Origin of the sequence: Halorubrum distributum JCM 10118 (genome assembly GCF_000337335.1) — an archaeon.
Lineage (GTDB): Archaea > Halobacteriota > Halobacteria > Halobacteriales > Haloferacaceae > Halorubrum > Halorubrum distributum.
This window is the reverse complement of sequence record NZ_AOJN01000049.1, coordinates 66851-84054: the sequence shown is the minus strand read 5'-3', so window position 1 is coordinate 84054 and position 17204 is coordinate 66851. Positions and strand designations below refer to the sequence as shown.

Here is a 17204-nt window from a genome sequence, read left to right as displayed (position 1 = left end):
CTCAAAACAGTTTGTATCCGCGGAGACCCTGCCGGAGGCGGGCGATACCGTCCGCGCGACTTCCGTCCCACGCGAGGCCGTCCAGCGCCCTCGGAACCGCGGCGCGAGCGTCCGGTCGGACCGCCGCTCACCCCGACGCGTCGAGCGTCGTCGCGAGCCGGTCGGCGATGCGGCCGGCGACCGCGTCCTTCGAGCCGGCGACCTCCTCGGGGTCGGTTCCGTCCTCGCCGACGAGCAGGACGCGCGTCTCGTCGCCGCCCATCACGCTCGCGTCGTTCGCGACGACGAACGCCAGCCCCACCCGGTCGCGGATGCGCTCCGCCTCCGCGACCATCGCCGCGTCGTCGCCCGACGTCTCGGCCTTGAACCCGACGATCGGGAGGTCCGGGTACGCCTCGCGCACCGAGTCGATGAGCTTCGGCGTCGGCTCCAGCTCGACCGACAGCGGCGACCCGGACCGTATCTTCTCGTCGACGGCGTCGGCGGTGAAGTCGGAGATGGCGGCCGCGGAGATCAGCGCGTCCGCGGTCGCCGCGGTCCGCCGACAGGCCGCCATCATCTCGTCGGCCGTCTCGACCGTGACCACGTCGGCGTAGGGGACCTCGGGGCCGTCCTGGACGAGCGTCACCCGCGCGCCCCGGGCGTAGCACGCCCGCGCGACCGCCCGGCCGGTCTTCCCCGACGCGCGGTTCGTCAGGATGCGGATCGGGTCGATCCGCTCCTTCGTCGCGCCCGCGGTGACGACGACGTGCGACCCGGAGAGGGACTGCGGCGTCGTCGCGCGGGCGACCTCAGTCACGATGTCGTCCTCGGCCGCGATCTTCGCCTTCCCCTCCTCGACTCGGGGATCGGCGAAGCGGACGCCCCACGACTCCAAGCGATCGAGCGCGTCGAGGACGCCCGGGTGGTCGTACATCGGCTCGTGCATCGCGGGCGCCATCACGACCGGCACGTCCGCGCCCAAGGCCGTCGTGGCGCAGGTCGTCACGGGCGTGTCGTCGACCGCCGACGCTATCTTTCCGGCGGTGTTCGCCGTCGCGGGCGCCAGCAGCAGTACGTCGGCCCACCCCTCGCGGCCGCAGAGCTCGACGTGCTCGACGCTCCCGGTGATCTCGGTGACGACGGGCTCGTCGGTCGCGAAGTCGACCGCCCACGGATGAATGATATTCGTCGCCGACGGGGACATGACGGCGCGGACGCTCGCGCCGTAGCGGCGCAGTTCGTGCGCGAGTTCGACGATCTTCACCGCCGCGATGCTCCCCGAGACGCCGAGCGCGACGTTGACCCCGTCCAGCATTACCGAGACCGTTCCGCCCCCGGCGGCTTATAAGATGCCGTTGCGGAACGGCGTCGAATGACCAACCCCGGCGCGATCTCCTGAAAACTGCTGATAAATGGTCGGCGGTGGCGCGTGCCGACGAGCGCCCGCAGGGCGCGAGTCGCACGCGCGAGGGAGTCGGTGGTCCGGAGCGAAGCGGAGGACCACCGACGAGGCTGGGGAGGCGTGAGGCGCTGTGCGGTGCCGTGCGGTGCCGTGCGGGGCGGGGCTCAAAGGGGCAGCCGGGAGGCGGCCGCAGGCGATGTAAGCACCGCAGGGAGCGAACGCAGTGAGCGACCGAGGAGCGCAGCGAGCGTGCGTCCGCCTCACGGCTGGGGCTTTGGAGGAGTCCGCCACTGATCCGCGGTTAGCCATTTATAAATGAGCGAGTGAGCCTTCGGGAACGATCGCCTCGTGAGTAGACCCGAATTACTCTACATCGGTGTTGTAATACCCGAACAGAAAAACGACAAACCCGAATATCAGCCAGAATAGCAGGCTCGGATTCAAGAAAACGTCCGGTGAAAATTCTTCAGAGGATATAATCGTATACCAAATGGGGACGCTAATGATCAGACCAAGACTTCCGAGAAGAATAATTCTGACGTGCCCGTTCATTGTGTCAAATTCAGTTTCCGACTGCCAGTAATCCGACCTCGGGATAAACGAGCGTATCTGCGAGCATCCTGTATTACGGGGAGTAACCGCCCGCTATTTAAACCCCGAACGTCGCGCGCAGCATGTCCCGCGTCCCCGGCCCGAGCCCGACGGCCAGCACGGTAATAAGCAGCAGCAGCGTGTAGCGCGGCGACTCCTCGAACATCTCGCCGTTGAACACCCAGACGACGAACGTCGCGGCCGCGAGCTTCACGAGGAGGAACGGCCACGCGTCGCCGGTGACGGCGAGGATCGAATCGGGGAGCAGCCGCCCGGTCCAGTCGACGATCAGCGCGTTGACGACGTGTTTCGGCACGAGGTTCGCGGTGCCGGTCAGCGCGGGCATCCAGTTGAGCCCGATCACGTTCGCGACGCCGTCGATCGCGTGCCCCCAGATGATCACGATCCCCGCCGCGCCGGTGCCCTGCCGGATCGTCGGGATCCGTCGGGTCGCGATCACCCACGTGACCGCGGTCGCAACCGTCGCGATGACGAGCGTCGGGACGAGCACCTGCGGGTAGAAGGTGACGTAGCCGGTCGTGGCCGCGAGATACGAGAGGTAGCCGACCGCGAGCGCGAGCCCCGCGGCGCCCGACCCGAACAGCGGGCGCGCGTAGTCGTCGACGACGCCGCGGCGTTCGAGCCCGTACGCCGCGAGGACGCACGCGAGCGTGAACAGGAACACCGTAAAGTAGATGAACGGGCTGATCAGCACCGCGCTCGCCGGGAACGAGATCAACGGTTCGACGCCGGCGTCGGTCGCGGCGACGCCCGCGTCCTCGACCGTCCGCATCGCCCCGCCGAACAGCATGAACGGGAACAGCGCGAAGAAGAAGCGGAGCTCCGTCGCGATGTCGAGCCGGCGGAGGAGGAAGACGACGCCGATCAGCATCGCCAGCAGGATCACCACGTAGCTCACCGTCGAGAAGGTGGTGTACCCCGGGGTCGCGACGACCTCGCCGGCGCTCCGCGCCGCCTGACACGCCGCGCTGCTGCCGAGCAGCTCCGTGGTGCCGCCCGCCTCGCGGACCGCGCACTGCGCGCCCTCGCCGTCCGCGACGACCGGCCCCCAGAAGTAGCGCCAGAGGAAGCGATCGTAGACGACGCGCGGGAAGACGACCGATCCGATCGCCAGCAGCGCCGTGACGCCGCCGACGACCGCCGCCCACGCGCGCTCCGGCGACGGGTCGAACCCGTTGGCCACTCCTGTGCTCATGGTCACCGTTCGGGGAGGTCCCGAGTTGAGCGTTCCGGTCCCGTAGCGCTGGCGGCGGCGCGCCGTCCCCCGCTACAGCGGCGGCCCGGGCTGCTCGTAGTCGGTGCCCAGGATGACCATCGTCTGCGAGCGCGAGAACCCCTCGGTCTCCGCGATCCGCTCGAACATCAGCTCGCGGAGCCGGTCGGTGTCGGCCGCGACGACCCGGAGGATGACGTCCCACTCGCCGGTGGTGAGGTGGATCTCGCGGACGCCGTCGATGCCGCGGAGGCGTTCGAGCGCGTCCTCCTCGCGGCCCTGTTCGACGCGCAGGCCGACGAACGCGCCGACGCCGTACCCGACCGCCTTCGGGTCGATGTCGGCGTGGTACCCGCGGATGACGCCCGCCTCCTCGAGGCGGCTGACCCGGTCGTGGACGGTCGCGCTGGACATGTCGATCCGCCGCGCGACCTCCGAGAACGGGGTCCGCGCGTCCTCCTGGAGGATCCGCAGGATCGCCCGGTCCGTCTCGTCGAGTTCCATGGCGTCCGTTACGGGCGGCGTACGCTTTTGCCTTCCGGCGGGGGCGGCCGGCGAACTACTCCCCGTCCCCGTCCGCGAACGACCCCTCGCGGATCGCCGCCTCGGCCGCGTCGAGCGCCGCGTCGGCGTCGAACTCCTCGACGGTCCGCTCCAACTCGGCGGGCACCGCGTCCGCGAGGTCCTCCGCGTGCGCCGTCACGTTCGGCACCGCGCGCAGGAGGTTGTCGATGATCGGCACGTCCGCCGTCCGCGGCGAGCGGCTTCCCGGGTTGAGGTCGATCACGATCTCGGTCTTCCCCATCGCCTCGAGCGCGGCGGCGCGGTCGCCGTCCTCCAGGGGCACCACGACGACGTCGGCCGCCTCGATCCCGTCGGCGTCGACGACGCCGCGGGCGTGGTCGAGGCCGGGGATCTCGCCGTCGCCGGCGAGCCCCTTCACCTCGTCGGCGCCGTGCTCGCGGAGGTGCTCGGCGATCCGTCGGACGCGCTCGTCCGTGTGGTTGAAGAGGTTCACCTCCAGGTCGGCGTCGACCGCCTCGGCGAGTTCGACCGTCTCCGCCGGCGCGAGCGCCGCGACGTTGCCGTTCACCGAGATCACGGGGCGGTCCGCGAGGAGGAGCGTCGCGGCCGCGGCGCGCGCGGCGTCGTCGGCGCTCGGGAGCGTGCGCTCGCCGAGGAGGTAATCGAACGCCTCACCGCGTCCCTGCGCGATCAGCCCCTGCTTCGAGGTGATCCCCTTCTCGACGCCCGCCTCGATCCGGTGGCGCGTCACGAGCGACGCGTAGCGCGGGTGGTCCTCGGGGACCTCCGTCTCCGTCATACCCGAGCGAGGCGGCGCGCCGATTAAAGTGGACCGTTCGTGGTCGGTGCGTGCGGTTCGGACGCAGACGCGCACAACTGTTAACACGGGTCACATCGTAGCTCCACGCGGGATGGACCGCACTGGCAAGTACACGGTCGTCGACGCGTGCAACGACCACGGGGCGATCACGCTCCGCGAATACCCGCGAAACGGGACGCTGTACGTCGTCGAGTACGACGACCCCGACGTGGAGGCCGAGCTGTCGTCGCTCGACACCGGCTCGGTCGTCGAGCTCGACCTCCGGCGGGCGGGCCGTCGGGGCAACGCGTGGTGCGCGGAGTCCGCGCGACCGGTCGAGACGGTCTGAGATCCCGTCGAAACGGCGTACGTCCCGTCGAGGCAGCGTACCGTCCCGTCGAACCGCGCCGCCGGTCCGCCCGTTCCCCCTTTTTTGTCCGGTCAGGCGACGCCGATCCGCTCGCGGTACGCGCCGTGTTCCGCCTCGAACACCTCCATGATCTCGCCCATCGTCGCGTACGCCTTCACGGCCGTGACGATGGCGGGCATGACGTTCTCGCCGGCCTCGACGGCGTCTCGGAGGTCGCCGAGGGCGGCGTCGACCGCGTCGTCGTCGCGGTCGGCCTTCACCGACTCCAGCCGGTCGAGCTGTCGTTCGCGGGTGGTCTCGTCGACCTTCAGTAGGTCCGGCCGGGTGTCCTCGTCGATCTCGTAGGCGTTGACGCCGACGACCGTCTCCTCGCCCTCGTCGACGCGCTCCTGGTACTCGTACGCCGACTCCTGGATCTCGCGGTGGAAGTACCCCTGCTCGATGCCGCGGAGGACGCCGTCGCGCACGGAGCCGTCGCCCATCTCCCTGATCTCCTCGATGTACGCCATCGCGTCCGCCTCCGTCTCGTCGGTGAGGCTCTCGACCGCGAAGGAGCCGCCGAGCGGGTCGACGATGTCGGCCGCGCCCGACTCCTCGGCGATGATCTGCTGGGTCCGGAGCGCGACGCGCACCGCCTGCTCGGAGGGGAGCGCGAGCGCCTCGTCGAAGGAGTTGGTGTGGAGGCTCTGGGTCCCGCCCAGCACGCCCGCCAGCGCCTGGATCGTGACGCGCGCGACGTTGTTCAGCGGCTGCTGGGCCGTCAGCGACTGCCCCGCCGTCTGGGTGTGGAACTTCAGCCGCTTCGACGCCTCGGCCTCGGCGTCGTACCACTCGTCCATGACGTTCGCGTAGATCCGGCGGGCGGCGCGGAACTTCGCCACCTCCTCGAACAGCGAGTTGTGGGAGTTGAAGAAGAAGGAGAGCTGGGGGGCGAACTCGTCGACGTCGAGCCCGCGGTCGAGGCACGCCTCGACGTAGGCGAACCCGTCGGCGAGGGTGAACGCGAGCTCCTGGACCGCCGTCGACCCCGCCTCGCGGATGTGGTAGCCCGACACCGAGATGGGCTTGAACTTGGGCGTCTCCGCCACCGCGAACTCGATCGTGTCCGTCACCAAGTCGAGGGAGGGCTCCGGCGGGACCACCCACTCCTTCTGCGCGATGAACTCCTTGAGCATGTCGTTTTGCAGGGTCCCGCGCAGCTCCTCGCGGTCGATTCCGCGCTGGTCCGCGAGCGCGACGTACATCGCGTAGATCACCGGCGCGCTCGGGTTGATCGTGAAGGAGGTCGACACCTCCGCGAGGTCGATGCCGTCGAACAGCACCTCCATGTCGCGCAGGGTGTCGACCGCGACGCCCTCCTTGCCCACCTCGCCGAGCGACATCTTGTCGTCGGAGTCGATCCCCATCAGCGAGGGCATGTCGAACGCCGTCGAGAGCCCGGTCTGCCCCTCGTCGATGAGATAGCGGAACCGCTCGTTGGTCTCCTCCGCGGTGCCGAACCCGGCGAACTGGCGCATCGTCCACGTGCGACCGCGGTACATCGTCGGGTAGACGCCGCGGGTGTACGGTTCCTCGCCCGGGTATCCAAGGTCCTCGTCGTAGTCGAGGTCGGCCACGTCCTCGGGGGTGTAGATCCGGTCGACCTCGCGGTTGGAGACCGTCGCGAACCGCTCCTTCCGCTCGCCGTGCCGGTCGAGAGTCGGGTCGAGCGTCTCCGCCTCCCACGACGCCTTCGCCTCGCGGATCTCGGAGAGCTCCTCGTCGTCGTACATACCCCCGAGTACCCGCCGGTCGCGTATAAATATTCATTATACATTAATAGGAGCGGTCGGCCCGAAACGACGCTCGCCGACGAACCCCGCGTGCGGCCGCCTCAGCGCCCGCCGAACAGCCGCTCACGGAGCGACCGGTCGGACGGGCGCTCCGCGAGCAACACCGGCGTATCGAGGCGTTCGATCGCCGCGGACGCGAGCGATCCGCGGACGACCCGCGAGAGGAGGCCGCGCTCCGTGGCGCCGACGACCACGAGGTCGTACCCCGCGCCGACCCGTTCGATCGCCGCCCCGACGTCGCCCGCCTCGACCCGCAGGTCGACGTCTCCGAGTCCGTGGCCGTCAGCCCAGTCGGCGAGGAACTCGCGGCCCGACGCCGCCTCGCCCTCGTCGACGACGTGGAGCAGCGACACCTCCGCGCCGCTGACGTCTCGGAGCGCCAGCGCGACCTCGGCGGAGAGGTCCGAAGAGGGGCCGCCGGCGGTCGGCACGAGGACCTCCCCGGCGTCGAGCCGCTGCCCGTCCAAGACGAGGAAGTCACAGGGGAGGTCGCGGGAAAGCTCGTCCAGGGACCCCTCGGCGCGCCCGCCGGCGAACCGCGCCCCGCCGTAGCCCATCACGACGGCGTCCGCGTCGTTCGTCCGCGCGGCGTCGAACACCTCCTCGATCCCGCGGTGCGAGAGGACCGTCTTCGTCTCGACCGGCGCGTCGAACGCCGCGGCGTCGTCGACGGCCGCGGCGAGCAGGTCCGCGGAGGACCGGTCGAGCCGCTCCCGGTTCGCGGCGGCCTTCTCCAGCGACGTCTGGTCGGGGACGGTGACGACGTGGACGGCGAGCAGGCGGCCGTTCCGGTGCTCCGCGAGCGCGCCGGCGAGCGCGACGAGCGCGCCCTCCGTCCGCGGGTTCGAGAGCGCGACCATGACCGTCGGTCGTCCCCCGCTGCCCGGCGTCGGTCGGTCGTCGGCGCGTGGCATCGGTTGGGGTACAGATCAGCGCCCGGCGGAGCCGGCCCCACGAGGGCGGCGACGGCTCATTCGTCCGAATCCGCGCGGGGGAGCGCGACGACCGGCACCGGCGCGTCGGTCGCGAGCTCGGTCGACAGGTCGCCCGAGAGCAGTTGGACGAGCCGGTTCCCGCCGCGCGGCCGGTAGGCGATCGCGCTCGCGTCCTCCTCCGCCGCGGCGTCGAAGATCGCCTCGGCCACGTCGCGTGCGTACGCGGTGTGTTCGCCCGCGTCCGGGAACACCGTCCGGACCGCCGCGTACGACTCGGCCGCGAGCTCCTCCGACTGCTCGACCGGGGTCTTGTCCGGGACGCCCTCGCCCTTCTCGACGACGTGGAGCGCGGTCACGCGCCCGGTCTCGTACGGTTCGAGCGCCCGCGCCGTCGCCAGCGCGTCCTCCTCGTTCGCGACCGGGAGGAGCACGTGAGCGAGCAGGTCCCGACCGCCGGTGTCGTCTGTCTCGTCGGTTCCGTTCATACGAGGTACTACGCCCGCCGCCGTTTAAGAAGGTGCCTCCCGCGACCGGGTCCGTAACACGGGCGCCCGCTCACCGCTCGTCGACGCCGGCGACGAACAGCGCGAGCACGGGGACGATCTCCAGCCGCCCGATCCACATCAGCCCGATCATCAGCAGCTTCGTCGCGTTCGGCAGGAACTCGTAGCTCCCGAAGGGCCCGAGCGGCCCGAGCCCCGGCCCGATGTTCCCGATGGTCGCGAGCGACGCCGCGAACGCCTGCGTCCCGGTGAGGCCCTCCCCGACCCGCGTCGTGTCGAGTTCGATGAACACCGCGGAGAGCGCGAACACGAGGAAGTACAGCAGCGTGAACACGAGGATGCCGCGGATCACGTCCTCGTCGACGACCTCGCCGCCGAGCCGCACCGGCCGGACGACGTCGGGGTTCGCCGTGGTGTACAGCTCGCGGTACAGCACCTTCAACAGGATGAGCCACCGGATGACCTTGATCCCGCCCCCGGTCGAGCCCGCGGAGCCGCCGACGAACATCACGAACAGCAGGAAGAACTTGGTCTGGGTGTCCCACTCCGCGAAGTTCGCGGTCGCGAACCCAGTCGAGTTCAAAAGCGACGCGATCTGGAAGGCACCGTGTCTGAGCGCGCTCTCGGTCACGCCCTCCGTAACCCCGCCGATACCCGTCTCGGGCGCGCCGCCGTAGAACAGCCCGACCGCGAGCACCGCGGCGAACCCGGTCACCAGCCCGAGGTACATGCGGAACTCGGTGTTTCCGAACATCTCTCGCGGGTCGTCGCGCAGCACGTACCAGAACAGCGCGAAGTTCACCCCGGCGATCACCATGAACGGGACGAACACCCACTGGACGACGGGCGAGAACGCCGCGATGCTCTCCGCCTGCGGGGAGAATCCTCCCGTCGGCAGCGTCGAGAAGCCGTGGGCGATCGCGTTGTACAGGTCCATGTTCGGCGCGAGCGGCGTGAGGCCGAGGCCGAACAGGATCGCGATCAGCGCGGCCGTGAACCCGGCGTAGATGAGCCAGAGCGCCCGCGCCGTCTCCGCGATCCGCGGCGTGAGCTTCTGGAGGCCCGGCCCCGGCGCCTCAGATTTCATCAGTTCCGCGCCGTTCACGGCGAGTTGGGGCAGGATCGCGACCATCAGCACGATGATCCCCATCCCGCCGAGCCACTGGGTGAGCTGCCGCCACATCAACACGGCGTGCGAGTGCCGCTCGAAGCTGATCTCCGCGGTCGCGGTCGCCCCCGTCGTGGTGAAGCCGCTCATCGACTCGAACAGCGCGTTCACCGGGTGTCCGAGCGCGGAGGGGGTACCGTAGCCCGCGATGACGTACGGGATCGCGCCGACGACCGCGGCCATGAGCCACGCCAGCGAGACGACCGCCAGCGCGTCTCTGGGGCCGAGGTCCGGTTCGTCGTCGAGCCGTTCCATTCCCGCGCCGACCGCGACCGCGATCGTCATCGAGACCGCGAACGTGAGCGCGTCCTCCCCGTAGATCAGCGCCACGACGAGCGGGACGCTCATCGACGCGGAGAGGAGCTTCACGATAGTCCCGGTGTAGCTGAGCGTCGCTCGTACGTCGACCGTCGTTCGTGTCACGAGTGTCCCTCAGAGGTTCCGATGTGCGTCGTAGCTTTCCGATGCGATAAGAAGCCGTCGGTAGGGGTCCGTGGATTCTTAAAAATCGTAAAAGACGGTGCGGTGGCGCGTGCCAGTGAGCGGCCGACAGGCCGCGAACCGCACGCGCGAGGGAGTCGATGGTCCGGAGCGAAGCGGAGGACCATCGACGAGGCTGGGGAGGCGTGAGGTGCGGTCGCCGTGCGGGGGTGGGACTCAAAGGGGCAGCCGGGAGGACGCCGCAGACGACGTAAGCACCGCAGCGAGCAACGCGAGCGAGGAGCGCAGCGAGTGTGCGGCGTCCTCCCGGCTGGGGCTTTGAAAATTGCCACCACAGAGCCGTCAGCAACTCATAAACCGCCAACAGCAGCACGGCTCGATTATTTATAAACGACCACTCCACAACTGTGTGATACCTACTCCCGGCATCGATCGCCTACAAGGCATTCGGTTTGAGAATCCAATTTAAAAATGAAGTTATATCGACGCCGACTCCATCGCTCGAAACTCGGCCGCCGAGGGACGCTACGACGTCCAGAACGCCTTCGTGAACAGCACGAGGACCGGGATGATCTCGATCCGGCCGATCCACATCAGGACGACCATCACGGCGCGGGTGCTCAGCGGGAACGTCGCGAACGTCCCGTACGGACCCGCGTCGCCGAACGCCGGCCCGATGTTGAGGAACGTGGTCGCCGCGGCGCCGAGCGCCTCGAACTCCGTCACGGTGGCGTTCCCTCGCTCGGCGTCGACGACGATGACGATGGCGAGCAGAAAGAAGATCACGATGCTGAGGAGGAGGTACGCGTAGATGTCGCGGATCGCGCCCTCGTCGATCGGCTTCCCCGAGATCCGGACCGGCCGGACGGACTCCGGGTGGATCGCGGTGTAGAGGTTCCGGCGGAACGACTTCAGCGCGACCAGCCACCGCAGCGACTTGATCGAGCAGGTGGTCGACCCGACCATTCCCCCGACGAACATCCCCATGAACAGCATGTGCTTCGCCGCGGGCGCCCACTGCACGTAATCGGTGCTGGCGTACCCCGTCGTGGTCACGATGGAGGCGACGTTGAACACGGCGTGACGCACCGTTCCCTCGGCGCCGAAGGTCGTGCTGGGGTCGAGGAACAGGCCGAGCGCGACGACCGACGCGAGCGTCCCCATCGCGCCGAGGTAGAAGTGGAACTCCTCGTTTCGCAGCAGGCGCATCGGCTCGCCGTTGATGGCGAAGTAGATGAGCACGAAGCTGGTCGAGCCGATCACCATGAACGGGACGACCGCCCACTGGATGAGCGGGTGGAACGCGCCGACCGAGAGCGGCTCCGGCGAGAACCCGGCGGTCGCGACCGACGTGAACGCGTGGGCGACCGCGTTGTACAGGTCCATCTGCGGGTCGACGGCGAGCCCGAGCAGGAAGTAGACGGCGATCGCGAGCCCCGTGAGCCCGAAGTAGATCCCCCAGATCAGCTGCGCGGTCTGCGAGATCTTCGGCGTGAGCTTGTTGACGTCCTGCGTCTGCGACTCCGACTCCATCAGCTGCGCGCCACCCACCCCGATCTCGGAGAGGACCGCGGTCGCCAAGATCAGGATCCCCAGTCCGCCGAGCCACTGGATCACCTGCCGCCACATCATGACGGACTTCGCGTGGAGCGAGAAGTCGCGCAACACGGTCGCGCCGGTCGTCGTCAGCCCGCTCATCGCCTCGAACATGGCGTTCACCGGGTGCGCGACGGTGCCCACGCCCGCGACGACGAACGGGATCGCGCCGACCGCGGCGACGAGGAACCAGATCAGCGCCACCGCGAGGAACGCCTCCCGGGGCCCGAGGTTGACCGACGGGTCCTGGACCGACCGGAACGCCGCGCCGAGCGCGAGCGAGACGGCGATCGCCGCGACGAAGGGCAGCGGCGATTCCCCGTAGTAGAGCGCGATGAGGAGGGGGAAGGACAGGGGAACGGAGAGCGCGGCGAGGACGTCGCCGGTGAGCCCCACGCTCGCCCGCCACCCGACTCGGATCTTGGTGTTCACGAGTTTCTCAGGCCATCGACGCGATCTCGCCCACCGACTCCGACTCCACGAGGAGGATCACGTGGTCGCCCGCTTGAAGCACGGTGTCCCCGCGGGGGGTGACCAGCCGGTGGTCGCGCGTGATCGCGCCGATGACGAACCGCGCCTCGCTCTCGGCGACGACCTCCGAGATGGGTCGCCCGACGAGCCCGCACCCCTCGGTGAGTTCGAGCTCTAAGACCTCCGCCTGATCGTTTTCCAGCACCGCGATGTTCTCCGCGACGCTCTCGTAGGTGAACCGGGTGATCTCCTCGGCGGTCACGGTGCGGGGGTTGATCGCGATATCGATGCCGATCTCCTCGAAGACGGTGACGTAGTCCGGGCTGTCGACGACGGCGATCACGCGGTCGACGCCGAGCCGCTTGGCGAGCACGGAGATGAGGAGGTTCTTCTCGTCCGAGCGGAGCGCGGTGACGACGATGTCGGCCTCGTCGACGTGCTCCCGGGAGAGGAACTCCGTGTCGGTGGCGTCGTGTTCCATCACGACGGTGTTCGGGAGGTTCTCCGCGAGCCACCGCGCGCGGTCGGCGTCGCGCTCGATCAGCCGGGGCTTGAAGTCGCGCTCCTCCAGCAGTCGGGCGGTCTGATACCCGATCTCGCTGCCGCCGACGACGACGATCTCGTCGGCCCGGTCGGGGGTCGTCTCGGGCGCCACGTCGGTCGCGAACGACTGGACGCTCTCGGGGCTCCCGATCACCACCGCGCGGTCGCCGACGGCGATGTCGGTGTCCCCGCGCGGGATGGTCATCTCGCCGTCCCGGAACAGCCCGACGAACGTGAGCGACTCGAAGCGGTCGGCCTCCGAGACGGTCTGTCCGGCGACGGGGCTCCCCTCCGCGATCTCGAACTCCGCCATCTGGACGAGGCCGCCGGCGAACGGGTCGACGTCGACCGCGGCCGGGAGGCCGATGACGCGGACGATGTTCTCAGCGGTCAGGAGGTCGGTACACACCATGAAGTCGACGCCGAAGGCGCCCTCGTTGCCCTGCCAGGTGCGGAGGAAGTCGGTACTCTTCACGCGGGCGATCGTGAACCCGTCGCCGAGCGTCTTCGCGGTGCCGCAGGCGACGAGGTTCGTCTGGTCGTCGTCGGTACAGGCGATGACCATGTCCGCGCGGTCGACTTCGGCGGCCGACTGGATCTCCGAGGACGTGCCGTCGCCGGCGATGGTGAGCACGTCGAGTTCGTACTTGAGCTGTTCCGCCCGGTCCGGGTCGACGTCGACGACGACGACCTCGTGGTCCGACGCGAGACTCGCGGCGATGCTCGTCCCGACCTCGCCGGCCCCGATGACGACCACGTGCATGGGCACACCCAGTTACCGGACCCTCAAGTTCGTTACTATCGCTCCCCTCGACGGCTCCGGCGCGTCGACGCGGGGAAAAAGGGGTTCAGCGTCGCACGCGCGGCGGATCCGCGGACGCTTAGGCTTGCGACCCGCCGTCGACGCCGCCGTCCGAAGCGCCGCCGAACGACGAGGGGTCCGTCCACTCGTTCCGCCCCGAGACGGTCCGCTGCGGGAAGGGGATCGAGATGCCCTCCTCGTCGAACCGCTGTTTGACGGCCTTCACGTAGTCGGCGCGGGCCTTCACGAAGTCGGCCCGCGAGGGGTCGTCGATCCAGATCCGCGACTGGAGGCCGACGTAGGAGTCGGCGAGCTCGGTCAGCCGGACCGACGGCGCGGGATCTTCGAGGATGGCGTCGCTCTTCTCGGCCTCCTCGACGATGATGTCCGTCGCCGTCTCGACGTCGTCCTCGTAGTCGATCCCGAAGACGAACTTCAGGCGGAGCGTCTTCTTCGCGACCGGGTTCTTCACCACGTCGCTCGTCAGGGCGTGGTTCGGCACCGTGAGCAGCTCGTTGTCGAACGTGCGGACCCGGGTGACCCGGAAGGAGATGTCCTCGACGACCCCCGAGTTCCCGTTCCACTCGATCCAGTCGCCGATGCGGAACGGCTTGTCGGTATAAATGAACACGCCCGCGACGAAGTTCTTGATCACGTCCTGTAAGGCGAAGCCGATCGCGAGCGTCGCCGCGGCCGCGATCGTCGCCAGCGAGCGCAGGAACCCCTGGTAGCCCGCCGCGCCGAACGCCACCGTGACACCGGCGAACAGCACGAGGAACGCCACGATCTTCTGGAGCGGACGCCGCGCGTGCTCGTCGAGCCCCTGCCTGTCGAACACCCGTCGGAGGATCGACGTGACGACCGATTTATAAATGACGTACGTCGCGGCGACGACGACGAGGAAGATGGCGGCGTCGACGACGATTCCGGTCACCGGACCGAGGTACGGCTCCAGCGTCCCCGCGACGGCGACGGCCCCGACCGCCCCGTCCGCGGCGCCCATCAGTGCAGCACCGCCGTGTTCCCGCGGGTCTCTATCAGGTCGGCGCCGACCGCCTCGGCGAGTTCCTCCGCGAGCTCGTCGGTCGAGGTCCCGCCGCGGGCCGCCCGGAGGAACTTCACCTTCACCAGCTTCCGGTCGTCGAGCTGGTCGGCCAGCTCGTCGACGACCGAGTCGATGCCGTGCTTCCCGACCCAGACGGTGACGTCGAGGTCGTGCGCCTCCTTCCGCAGTTCCTGGTCGCTCATACCCTGTCGAGTCGACCGCGCGCATTGAAGCTTGAGGTTCGGCCTCGCCGCCGGGAGCCGCCCCCGATTCAACCACTCGCGTTACCGCTCGTGCTCCGCCTCGCGCTCCCGAGCGGCGGAGCGGTTGCGCTGGGCCCACTCGGCGGCGTCCTCCGGCGTCTCGGTCTCCAGCAGGCGGTCGAGCTTCCGCTCGAACTGCTCGTCGGTGAGGTCGCCGTTCGCGTATCTGGTCCGCAGCCGCTCCAAGGCGTCCGCCGTGTCGCCGGTCGCCTCCTCGCGCTCCGCCGCCGTCCCGCGCTCGACGCGGACCGAGCCGGAGTCGGACTCGACGTGGACGGACTCCGCCTCCTCCTCGTCGAACAGCATCGAGACGACGGGAACGATCACGATGTACCCGAACAGCATGAACCCGAGCCACCAGTCGAAGTTGAGCAGGAGGGCGGCGAGCCACGTCCCGGTCACCGTCGTGGCGGCGATGCCGCTGGCGTTGCGGCGGAACCGCTCGCGGAGGGTCTCGTCGTCGGCCATCGGTAGCAGGGTGTCAGTCGCGGTACAAAGTCGTATCGGCGATTAACCGCGCCCCGGTCTGGGGTCGGCCGCGTCGCGGCCGCTTACTCCTCGATCTCGACCGTGATCTCGTCGCGGGCGACCGCGAGCCGGAACGTCGGCACGGTGCGGTAGACGACCTCGACGACGTTCTTGCGTTCGAGGCTCCGGAGCGCCCGCCGCACCGCGTCCACCTCGGGGTCGGCGTCGTACGCCTCGCGGAGGGCGTTGAGCACGCTGACGACCGACTGCGAGCGCTCGTCCGGCCCGGCGAGCACGTCCACGATCCGCGACTCCAGTTCCGGAACGCGGACCGTCTCGGGGACGCCGCCCTTCGCGACCGCGTCGGGTTCGACGCCGGGCTCGACGTCGACGAGGTCGTTCGCCTCGGCGGTCGTCCGGATCAGGCTGTCGTCGTCGCGGTAGTAGTACTCCTTCAGGTGGTTCTCCAGGTAGCCGTGGACGTCGCTGCCGCTCTCCATCTCCCAGGCGTCTTGCAGCTCGCCGTTCTTCGTCGGCTGGAGGCGGACCACGTCCGCGAGCCGCCCGCGTTCCTCGTCCGTGAGGCTCATCGCTCCTCGACCGCGCTCGCGGCGCGAACGATCGTCTCCTCGCCGAACTTCGGCCCGACGAGCTGGAGCCCGACGGGGAGCCCGTCGGCCTCGCCGGCGGGCACCGAGATCGCGGGCAGGTTCGCGAGGTTGACGGGTGTCGTGTTCGCGTCCGCGAGGTACATCCGCAGCGGGTCGTCGAGGCTCTCGCCGAGCTCGAAGGGGAGGACGGGCATCGTCGGCGACGCGATCACGTCGACGTCGGCGAACGCGTCCTCGAAGTCCCGCCGGACCCACGCCCGGGCGTCCTGGGCCTTCTCGTAGTACTTGTCGTGGTAGCCGGCCGAGAGCGCGTACGTGCCGAGCAGGATCCGTCGTTTGACCTCCGCGCCGAACCCCTCCTCGCGCGTCTCCGCGAACGACTCGTTCCAGTTGCCGTCCGACTCGGCGCGATTCCCGTACCGCACGCCGTCGAAGCGCGCGAGGTTCGAGGAGGCCTCCGCCATCGCGATCACGTAGTACGCCTGGACCGCGTGCTCGACGGACGGGAGCGAGATCTCGGTCGTCTCCGCGCCCTGTGCTTCGAGGTCGTCGAGCGCGGCCTCGACCGTCTCGACGACGCGCTCGTCGGCGCCCTCGAACAGTTCGGTGGGCACCCCGACCGTCAGCCCCTCCACGTCGCCGTCGGCGGCCGCGGCGTAGCTCGCGTCGGGATCCGCGCCCTCGACGTCGGCGAGGTCGCGCGTCGTCCCGTCGTTCGGGTCGTCGCCGGCGATGACGTCGAGCGCGGCCGCCGCCTCCTCGACGGTGCCCGCGATCGGCCCGATCTGTTCGAGGGAGTTCGCGTACGCGATGAGCCCGTAGCGGGAGACGAGCCCGTAGGTGGGCTTGATGCCGACGACGCCGCAGAACGCGGCCGGACACCGCACCGAGCCGCCCGTGTCGGAGCCGAGCGCCACGTCGGCCTCGCCGGCCGCGACGGCGGCCGCGGAGCCCCCGGAGGAGCCGCCGGGCACGCGGTCGGTGTCGACCGGGTTCCGGGTGGGGCCGAACGCGGAGGTCTCCGTCGTCGTCCCCATCCCGAACTCGTCCATGTTCGTCTTGCCGACGACCGTCGCGCCCGCCTCGGTCAGGCGGTCGACCACGGTCGCGGAGTACGGCGGGACGTAGTCAGCCAGCATCTCTGAGCCGCAGGTCGTCCGGATCCCCGCGGTGGAGATGTTGTCCTTGACCGCCACCGTTCGCCCCGCGAGCGGGCCCTCGGCGTCCGCGTCGCCCTCGATCGTCTCCTCCGTGACGAAGGCGTTGAGGTCGGCCGCCATCTACGACACCTTCGGCCCGACGAAGAAGCCGTCTTCCGTCTCCTCGGCGTTCGCGAGCGCCTCCTCCTGGGAGAGTCCCTCTTCGATCTCGTCGGGGCGCATCACGTTGACCAGCTCCTCCTCGCGCTCGGTCTCGGGGACCTCGTCGAGCGCGGCGAAGTACTCCAGGATGTCGCCGAACTGCGCCGCGAACTCGTCGACCTCGTCGTCGGCGAGCCGCACCCGCGCCAGGTCGGCGACGTGTCTGACCTCCTCGGCGTCGACGGCGGCCTCGCCGTCGTCCGACGCTGCGGTGTCGCTCATACCCGAACGTACCACGCGGGCGGCGAGTAAGGGTTTCGGA

At 69.5% G+C, this 17204-nt stretch carries 17 protein-coding genes; 1 reads left to right on the top strand and 16 read right to left on the bottom strand.

What is annotated here, in order from left to right:
• Positions 1-127: 127 nt before the first annotated feature.
• The 4 genes from coaBC to C466_RS09325 form a co-directional block, all read right to left on the bottom strand.
• The gene (gene coaBC / locus C466_RS09345) at positions 128-1297 is read right to left on the bottom strand and encodes a bifunctional phosphopantothenoylcysteine decarboxylase/phosphopantothenate--cysteine ligase CoaBC (RefSeq protein ID WP_004598224.1); all 1170 of its coding nucleotides are present in this window, start codon (positions 1295-1297) and stop codon (positions 128-130) included.
• Between the two features lie 736 nt (positions 1298-2033).
• Entirely contained in the window at positions 2034-3191 is a 1158-nt protein-coding gene (locus tag C466_RS09335; protein WP_049908400.1) for a DUF63 family protein, read from the bottom strand.
• 72 nt (positions 3192-3263) lie between these two features.
• The gene (locus tag C466_RS09330) at positions 3264-3713 is read right to left on the bottom strand and encodes an Lrp/AsnC family transcriptional regulator (RefSeq protein ID WP_004598227.1); all 450 of its coding nucleotides are present in this window, start codon (positions 3711-3713) and stop codon (positions 3264-3266) included.
• Between the two features lie 55 nt (positions 3714-3768).
• A complete protein-coding gene (locus C466_RS09325) occupies positions 3769-4533 on the bottom strand; it encodes a 4-phosphopantoate--beta-alanine ligase (RefSeq protein WP_004598228.1) in 765 nt (254 codons plus the stop codon).
• A 112-nt stretch (positions 4534-4645) separates the two neighbouring features.
• Between C466_RS09325 and C466_RS09320 the strand changes: the two genes are divergently transcribed.
• Positions 4646-4882: a hypothetical protein gene (locus C466_RS09320; protein WP_004598229.1), complete on the top strand. Its 237-nt coding sequence runs from the start codon at positions 4646-4648 to the stop codon at positions 4880-4882.
• Positions 4883-4974: 92 nt separating this feature from the next.
• Here the strand turns inward: C466_RS09320 and C466_RS09315 are convergent, their stop codons facing one another.
• The 12 genes from C466_RS09315 to gatC form a co-directional block, all read right to left on the bottom strand.
• A complete protein-coding gene (locus C466_RS09315; RefSeq protein ID WP_004598230.1) occupies positions 4975-6675 on the bottom strand; it encodes an acyl-CoA mutase large subunit family protein in 1701 nt (566 codons plus the stop codon).
• A 101-nt stretch (positions 6676-6776) separates the two neighbouring features.
• Positions 6777-7649, bottom strand: a complete 873-nt coding sequence (locus C466_RS09310) for a universal stress protein (RefSeq protein ID WP_152418573.1) — start codon at positions 7647-7649, stop codon at positions 6777-6779.
• 56 nt (positions 7650-7705) lie between these two features.
• Positions 7706-8155, bottom strand: coding sequence for a universal stress protein (locus C466_RS09305; RefSeq protein ID WP_004598232.1), 450 nt, complete (start codon positions 8153-8155; stop codon positions 7706-7708).
• Positions 8156-8225: 70 nt separating this feature from the next.
• Entirely contained in the window at positions 8226-9764 is a 1539-nt protein-coding gene (locus C466_RS09300; RefSeq protein ID WP_004598233.1) for a TrkH family potassium uptake protein, read from the bottom strand.
• Between the two features lie 543 nt (positions 9765-10307).
• Positions 10308-11810 (bottom strand): TrkH family potassium uptake protein, encoded by a 1503-nt coding sequence (locus tag C466_RS09295; protein ID WP_004598234.1) that lies wholly within the window; start codon positions 11808-11810, stop codon positions 10308-10310.
• 7 nt (positions 11811-11817) lie between these two features.
• Positions 11818-13155 carry a Trk system potassium transporter TrkA gene (trkA, locus tag C466_RS09290; protein WP_004598235.1) on the bottom strand — a complete coding sequence of 446 codons (1338 nt, stop codon included), beginning with the start codon at positions 13153-13155 and terminating at the stop codon, positions 11818-11820.
• 118 nt (positions 13156-13273) lie between these two features.
• A complete protein-coding gene (locus tag C466_RS09285; protein ID WP_004598236.1) occupies positions 13274-14197 on the bottom strand; it encodes a mechanosensitive ion channel family protein in 924 nt (307 codons plus the stop codon).
• Complete coding sequence (locus tag C466_RS09280) at positions 14197-14442, bottom strand: YhbY family RNA-binding protein (protein WP_004598237.1); 246 nt, start codon at positions 14440-14442, stop codon at positions 14197-14199. The genes C466_RS09285 and C466_RS09280 overlap by 1 nt, the downstream gene beginning before the upstream one ends.
• Positions 14443-14523: 81 nt before the next feature.
• Positions 14524-14970, bottom strand: coding sequence for an SHOCT domain-containing protein (locus tag C466_RS09275; protein WP_004598238.1), 447 nt, complete (start codon positions 14968-14970; stop codon positions 14524-14526).
• A gap of 83 nt (positions 14971-15053) precedes the next feature.
• Entirely contained in the window at positions 15054-15560 is a 507-nt protein-coding gene (locus tag C466_RS09270) for a DUF5797 family protein (protein WP_004598239.1), read from the bottom strand.
• Positions 15557-16861 carry an Asp-tRNA(Asn)/Glu-tRNA(Gln) amidotransferase subunit GatA gene (gatA, locus tag C466_RS09265; protein WP_004598240.1) on the bottom strand — a complete coding sequence of 435 codons (1305 nt, stop codon included), beginning with the start codon at positions 16859-16861 and terminating at the stop codon, positions 15557-15559. Before gatA ends, C466_RS09270 begins: the two co-directional genes overlap by 4 nt.
• On the bottom strand, positions 16862-17164 hold the full coding sequence (gene gatC, locus C466_RS09260) for an Asp-tRNA(Asn)/Glu-tRNA(Gln) amidotransferase subunit GatC (protein WP_004598241.1): 303 nt from the start codon (positions 17162-17164) through the stop codon (positions 16862-16864).
• Between the last annotated feature and the right edge of the window lie 40 nt (positions 17165-17204).